Source organism: Acinetobacter parvus DSM 16617 = CIP 108168, from assembly GCF_000368025.1.
GTDB classification, from domain to species: domain Bacteria; phylum Pseudomonadota; class Gammaproteobacteria; order Pseudomonadales; family Moraxellaceae; genus Acinetobacter; species Acinetobacter parvus.
The window spans coordinates 1,064,828-1,071,702 of sequence record NZ_KB849212.1; the positions used below are offsets into that span (position 1 = coordinate 1,064,828).

At 45.6% G+C, this 6,875-nt stretch carries 2 protein-coding genes, 2 tRNA genes, 2 rRNA genes, 1 pseudogene and 2 other annotated features; of the genes and pseudogenes, 2 read left to right on the plus strand and 5 right to left on the minus strand.

The window, feature by feature from the left end:
• On the minus strand, window positions 1-611 hold a 611-nt coding region (locus F988_RS11680), incomplete at its 3' end, for an IS701 family transposase (RefSeq protein WP_154647843.1).
• A gap of 115 nt (window positions 612-726) precedes the next feature.
• Between F988_RS11680 and F988_RS11685 the strand changes: the two genes are divergently transcribed.
• The gene (locus F988_RS11685) at window positions 727-1,494 is read left to right on the plus strand and encodes an integron integrase (RefSeq protein ID WP_004683197.1); all 768 of its coding nucleotides are present in this window, start codon (window positions 727-729) and stop codon (window positions 1,492-1,494) included.
• Window positions 1,495-1,509: 15 nt separating this feature from the next.
• A pseudogene (locus F988_RS15755) lies at window positions 1,510-1,710 on the plus strand (tyrosine-type recombinase/integrase); the annotation flags it as partial.
• A 58-nt stretch (window positions 1,711-1,768) separates the two neighbouring features.
• On the opposite strand, the gene rrf reads toward F988_RS15755, so the two are convergent.
• From rrf to F988_RS11705, 4 genes are all read right to left on the minus strand, one after another.
• A 5S ribosomal RNA gene (rrf, locus tag F988_RS11690) occupies window positions 1,769-1,883 on the minus strand.
• A 159-nt stretch (window positions 1,884-2,042) separates the two neighbouring features.
• Window positions 2,043-4,936: ribosomal RNA gene (locus tag F988_RS11695) — 23S ribosomal RNA — on the minus strand.
• Window positions 4,937-5,402: 466 nt separating this feature from the next.
• A tRNA-Ala gene (locus F988_RS11700) sits at window positions 5,403-5,478 on the minus strand.
• 71 nt (window positions 5,479-5,549) lie between these two features.
• Window positions 5,550-5,626: transfer RNA gene (locus F988_RS11705), tRNA-Ile, on the minus strand.
• A gap of 177 nt (window positions 5,627-5,803) precedes the next feature.
• Window positions 5,804-6,776, minus strand: a sequence feature (most likely nonfunctional fraction of RNA operon).
• Window positions 6,777-6,787: 11 nt separating this feature from the next.
• Window positions 6,788-6,835, minus strand: a sequence feature (16S ribosomal RNA rRNA prediction is too short).
• Window positions 6,836-6,875: the final 40 nt, after the last annotated feature.

The window sequence follows — 6,875 nt, forward strand, 5'->3', positions numbered from 1 at the left end:
GGCAATAAACGCAGTTGAAACCATTGTCCTTTTTCTGGGGAAACCTTACGGTTACAGTCGATACCAAACATAAATCGAATACCATGTTTTCTTATGGTTTTTAGATTTCCAGTCGATGAATACCAACTATCACCTGTAATAAATTGAATCTTTGCACCCCAACTAAGTACTTCACTTAACATATCCATAAAGTAATCATTCTTGGTTTTACCCTCAGATTTGTCATAAATTCGGAAATTAATTGGAATATTTTGACCATTCTGATCTGTCGCATACAAGGTAATGAGATTAATACCCTTGACGGATCGGTGGTGTTTGCCTGACCAAAAATAGCTAACTAAGTCCATATGTTGACTATATGGTTTATCTAAAACAGTATCATCAATACTGACTATAAGTTTATTATTATCAATATGTTGAATTGCTTCTTGATATAGGTCGTGAGGTGTGTAGTCTTCACGCTCTAGAAAGCGATTTACACTATCATGCGAGATATTATAAGTCTCGGCAAGTTGTGTGCAGCTAATAGAGTTCGGTTCTGTCATGAGAAAGCCCATATAAATGGGTAGAGTACAAGTTGCTGTAGAAGCATGTTTAGTTCGTCTGATCACAGATACTTTATAAACTATTTTAATACTTTTTTGAATCCGTCAATGCGTAAGTCCTACTATATTATTCTCGCTATATTCCAAACACCTTAAAGCGTAAAAACATATTTGTCAAATTATGATAATTCAAAATAATAGCCATACACAATCACCCAAACTATTAGAAAAAGTTGCTTATACAGCACGATACAGACATTTAAGCCTATCAACAGAAAGAGCTTATATCCAATGGATTAAACGCTATATCCTTTATCATAACAAACAACACCCGTGCACCTTAAATGAAACACATATAAAAAGTTATCTGGCATTTTTAGTGAATAATAACGGCATAAGCAAATCAACCCACAAACAAGCACTCAGTGCATTACTTTTTCTTTACCACGATGTATTAAATATTACCCTGCCATATATTGATGATATAGAAAGACCTCGGGTCACCGCTAGGCTTCCAGTCGTGCTCTCAAAAGAAGAAATAACATTAATTTTTAGTTATCTCAATACAGAAGATCTATTTAAATGTCAGCTACTATATGGCACAGGTATGCGGCTATTAGAAATGTATCAACTTCGCATCAAAGATATAGATTTTGGTTTGAATCAAATTACCGTGCGTGCGGCAAAAGGCGATAAAGATCGAATCACCGTTTTACCGCAAAAATTGCTCGTACCCTTGCAACAACACATCCAAACTGCAACAGCTATATATCAAACAGATCGGCACTTAAACCGTAACGGTGTGTATCTTCCCGATGCTTTAGAGAAAAAATATCCAACTTATGCAACGCAACTATCATGGTTTTGGTTATTTCCCGCAGCAAAAGAATCGACTGATCCGCGCTCAAAAATCATCCGCCGGCATCATCAACACGAACAAGCATTTTAACGCAGTTTTAAAAAAGCAGTGTCCTTATCTGGCATCAATAAACCCGCAACATTGCATACCTTGCGCCACAGCTTCGCCACACATTTACTACAAAATGGGCAAGACATCCGCACCATACAATCCCTACTAGGTCATAGCAGTGTACAAACCACAATGATTTACACCCATGTACTCAAGATCAACCGACTTGGCATAATTAGCCCATTAGACTTTTAATTTTTAGCACCGAAATAAAAAAACCTCCCAAGGTTAGTTGGGAGGTTTAGTATTTAAAAGCTGGCGATGACTTACTCTCACATGGCAAACGCCACACTACCATCAGCGCGAAGAGGTTTCACTTCTGAGTTCGGGAAGGGATCAGGTGGTTCACTCTTGCTATTGTCGCCAGCAAACTGTTTATGGATACTTGCTTTGGTCTTATCTATGCCAAGGCTTTTTCCAAATGAGTTTAACGGATTAGTTAATTGAGTCGTATTGTAACTAGTTTTGACACTAAATCAAGTTATGTATTGAATTTATCTTGAATACAACAACTGTTTGGGTGTTGTATAGTCAAGCCTCACGAGCAATTAGTATTGGTCAGCTTCACACGTCACCGTGCTTCCACACCCAACCTATCAACGTCCTGGTCTCGAACGGCTCTTTAGAGGACATGAAGTCCTGGGGAAATCTTATCTTGAGGTAGGCTTCCCGCTTAGATGCTTTCAGCGGTTATCCCTTCCGAACATAGCTACCCGGCGATGCCACTGGCGTGACAACCGGTACACCAGAGGTTCGTCCACTCTGGTCCTCTCGTACTAGGAGCAGATCCTCTCAAATTTCCAGCGCCCACGGTAGATAGGGACCGAACTGTCTCACGACGTTCTAAACCCAGCTCGCGTACCTCTTTAAATGGCGAACAGCCATACCCTTGGGACCTGCTTCAGCCCCAGGATGAGATGAGCCGACATCGAGGTGCCAAACACCGCCGTCGATATGAACTCTTGGGCGGTATCAGCCTGTTATCCCCAGAGTACCTTTTATCCGTTGAGCGATGGCCCTTCCATACAGAACCACCGGATCACTAAGACCTACTTTCGTACCTGCTCGACTTGTGGGTCTCGCAGTTAAGCGCGCTTTTGCCTTTATACTCTACGCGTGATTTCCGACCACGCTGAGCGCACCTTCGTACTCCTCCGTTACTCTTTAGGAGGAGACCGCCCCAGTCAAACTACCCACCAGACATGGTCCTCGCCCCGGATTACGGGGCAGAGTTAGAACCTCAACATTACCAGGGTGGTATTTCAAGGACGGCTCCATTGGAACTAGCGTTCCAACTTCAAAGCCTCCCACCTATCCTACACAAGTAAGGTCAAAGTTCAATGTCAAGCTGCAGTAAAGGTTCACGGGGTCTTTCCGTCTAGCCGCGGGTACACTGCATCTTCACAGCGATTTCGATTTCACTGAGCCTCTGCTGGAGACAGCGCCGCCATCATTATGCCATTCGTGCAGGTCGGAACTTACCCGACAAGGAATTTCGCTACCTTAGGACCGTTATAGTTACGGCCGCCGTTTACTGGGGCTTCGATCAAGAGCTTCGCTTACGCTAACCCCATCAATTAACCTTCCAGCACCGGGCAGGCATCACACCCTATACGTCCACTTTCGTGTTTGCAGAGTGCTATGTTTTTAATAAACAGTTGCAGCGGCCTGGTTTCTGCGGCTGCCAACCGCTCAGGGAGCAAGTCCCATCACCGTCAGCAGCGTACCTTCTCCCGAAGTTACGGTACCATTTTGCCTAGTTCCTTCAGCAGAGTTCTCTCAAGCGCTTTGGTCTACTCGACCTGACCACCTGTGTCGGTTTCGGGTACGATTCCTGTGTAACTGAAGCTTAGAGACTTTTCCTGGAAGCATGGTATCAGCCACTTCACTGTACAAGTACAGCTTGCTATCGACTCTCAGCATAGAGCACCCCGGATTTGCCTAAGATGCATGCCTACTGTCTTCCACCTGGACAACCAACGCCAGGCTGACTTAACCTTCTCCGTCCTCTCATCGCATTACACAGAAGTATGGGAATATTAACCAATTTCCCATCGACTACGCCTCTCGGCCTCGCCTTAGGGGTCGACTCACCCAGCCCCGATTAACGTTGGACTGGAACCCTTGGTCTTTCAGCGAACGGGTTTTTCACCCGTTTTGTCGTTACTCACGTCAGCATTCGCACTTCTGATACCTCCAGCATACTTCTCAATACACCTTCTTCGGCTTACAGAACGCTCCCCTACCACGTAACTTAAAAGTTACATCCGCAGCTTCGGCACATAGTTTTAGCCCCGTTACATCTTCCGCGCAGGCCGACTCGACTAGTGAGCTATTACGCTTTCTTTAAAGGGTGGCTGCTTCTAAGCCAACCTCCTAGCTGTCTATGCCTTCCCACATCGTTTCCCACTTAACTATGATTTTGGGGCCTTAGCTGGCGGTCTGGATTGTTTTCCTCTTGACTACGGACGTTAGCACCCGCAGTCTGTCTCCCGGATAGTACTCATTGGTATTCGGAGTTTGCATCGGTTTGGTAAGTCGGGATGACCCCCTAGCCGAAACAGTGCTCTACCCCCAATGGTATTCGTCCGAGGCGCTACCTAAATAGCTTTCGGGGAGAACCAGCTATCACCAGGCTTGATTAGCCTTTCACCCCTATCCACAAGTCATCCCCTGGCTTTTCAACGACAGTGGGTTCGGTCCTCCAGTTAGTGTTACCCAACCTTCAACCTGCTCATGGATAGATCGCCTGGTTTCGGGTCTATACCCAGCAACTAAACGCCCTATTAAGACTCGATTTCTCTACGGCTCCCCTATTCGGTTAACCTCGCTACTGAATATAAGTCGCTGACCCATTATACAAAAGGTACGCAGTCACCGAACATGTCGGCTCCCACTGCTTGTATGCATGCGGTTTCAGGATCTATTTCACTCCCCTCACAGGGGTTCTTTTCGCCTTTCCCTCACGGTACTGGTTCACTATCGGTCAGTCAGGAGTATTTAGCCTTGGAGGATGGTCCCCCCATATTCAGACAAGGTTTCACGTGCCTCGCCCTACTCGTCATCATTATGTGTGCCCTTTCGTGTACGGGAATATCACCCTCTACGTTCGCACTTCCCAGAGCGTTCCACTAAAACACACATAACTTAATGGGCTACTCCCCGTTCGCTCGCCGCTACTAAGGGAATCTCAATTGATTTCTTTTCCTAAGGGTACTGAGATGTTTCACTTCCCCTCGTTCGCCTTGCAACACTATGTATTCATGTTGCAATACCTACCTTATGGTAAGTGGGTTCCCCCATTCAGATATCTCCGGATCACAGGATATTTGCCGCCTCCCCGGAGCTTTTCGCAGGCTATCACGTCTTTCTTCGCCTCTGACTGCCAAGGCATCCACCACATGCACTTAATTACTTGACTATACAACCCCAAACAGTCGTTAATCCCTACAAGTAGGATTAAGACAATTAAATAAATAATTAATGATCTATTTAATCTACAGTTCGAAGTCCCGTGCACTTAAGCACCGTACAGCTTCAATCTAAATTCATATACCAAAACGCTTGATGCAGTGTTTTTGCTAGTTCTCATTTCTAACAACTCAGCTTAAAGAATTAATTCTTCTTGCTTTGTTATTGAATGAGTGAACAATTTATTTCAGACTCAAATTCTAATCTGTTAATGATTAACTACAGCCTCGTCAGCTTGCAGTAAACTGTGATAAATCACAGAAGTTAATAAATCTAAATCAATCTCTTGATTCACCTTATTTATTAAGTTCTATAATTTAAAAATATCTTTCACTACCATATTAGATCAGATACTACGCGCAGCATAGCTGCTTGTCTTGCGCTTCGGCAAAGCGTTGCTTTGCTGATCGAAGCTCTGGTGGAGACTAGGAGAGTCGAACTCCTGACCTCCTGCGTGCAAAGCAGGCGCTCTACCAACTAAGCTAAGTCCCCAGCTTACAATCATAATGAACGACATATCTTTTTATCTAGCAGCTTGTGATTATTCATCACTTCGTCAGTAGTGGTGGGTCTGACAAGACTTGAACTTGTGACCCCACGCTTATCAAGCGTGTGCTCTAACCAACTGAGCTACAGACCCTGAGAAAGTTTTAAAGCTTCGCTTTAAAAGTTTCGCAAGACAAACAGCTTCGCTGTGCGTAGTGTTTGACTCTCGCTCTTTTTTAAAAGCTTGACTCTAAATCTTCAAAGACATATCTCGAAGAACAACTTGTTGTGGATTCTTACCGATCGTCAATCTTTCGTTAAGGAGGTGATCCAGCCGCAGGTTCCCCTACGGCTACCTTGTTACGACTTCACCCCAGTCATCGGCCACACCGTGGTAAGCGTCCTCCCTAAGGTTAGACTACCTACTTCTGGTGCAACAAACTCCCATGGTGTGACGGGCGGTGTGTACAAGGCCCGGGAACGTATTCACCGCGGCATTCTGATCCGCGATTACTAGCGATTCCGACTTCATGGAGTCGAGTTGCAGACTCCAATCCGGACTACGATCGGCTTTTTGAGATTAGCATCCTATCGCTAGGTAGCAACCCTTTGTACCGACCATTGTAGCACGTGTGTAGCCCTGGCCGTAAGGGCCATGATGACTTGACGTCGTCCCCGCCTTCCTCCAGTTTGTCACTGGCAGTATCCTTAAAGTTCCCATCCGAAATGCTGGCAAGTAAGGAAAAGGGTTGCGCTCGTTGCGGGACTTAACCCAACATCTCACGACACGAGCTGACGACAGCCATGCAGCACCTGTATGTAGATTCCCGAAGGCACCAATCCATCTCTGGAAAGTTTCTACTATGTCAAGGCCAGGTAAGGTTCTTCGCGTTGCATCGAATTAAACCACATGCTCCACCGCTTGTGCGGGCCCCCGTCAATTCATTTGAGTTTTAGTCTTGCGACCGTACTCCCCAGGCGGTCTACTTATCGCGTTAGCTGCGCCACTAAAGCCTCAAAGGCCCCAACGGCTAGTAGACATCGTTTACGGCATGGACTACCAGGGTATCTAATCCTGTTTGCTCCCCATGCTTTCGTACCTCAGCGTCAGTATTAGGCCAGATGGCTGCCTTCGCCATCGGTATTCCTCCAGATCTCTACGCATTTCACCGCTACACCTGGAATTCTACCATCCTCTCCCATACTCTAGCTGACCAGTATCGAATGCAATTCCTAAGTTAAGCTCAGGGATTTCACATCCGACTTAATCAGCCGCCTACGCACGCTTTACGCCCAGTAAATCCGATTAACGCTCGCACCCTCTGTATTACCGCGGCTGCTGGCACAGAGTTAGCCGGTGCTTATTCTGCGAGTAACGTCCACTATCCTAGAGTATTAATCCA

Excerpts from the sequence above, each read along its gene's own strand:
- F988_RS11685 (WP_004683197.1), top strand. The coding sequence starts at position 727 with ATGATAATTCAAAATAATAGCCATACACAATCACCCAAACTATTAGAA.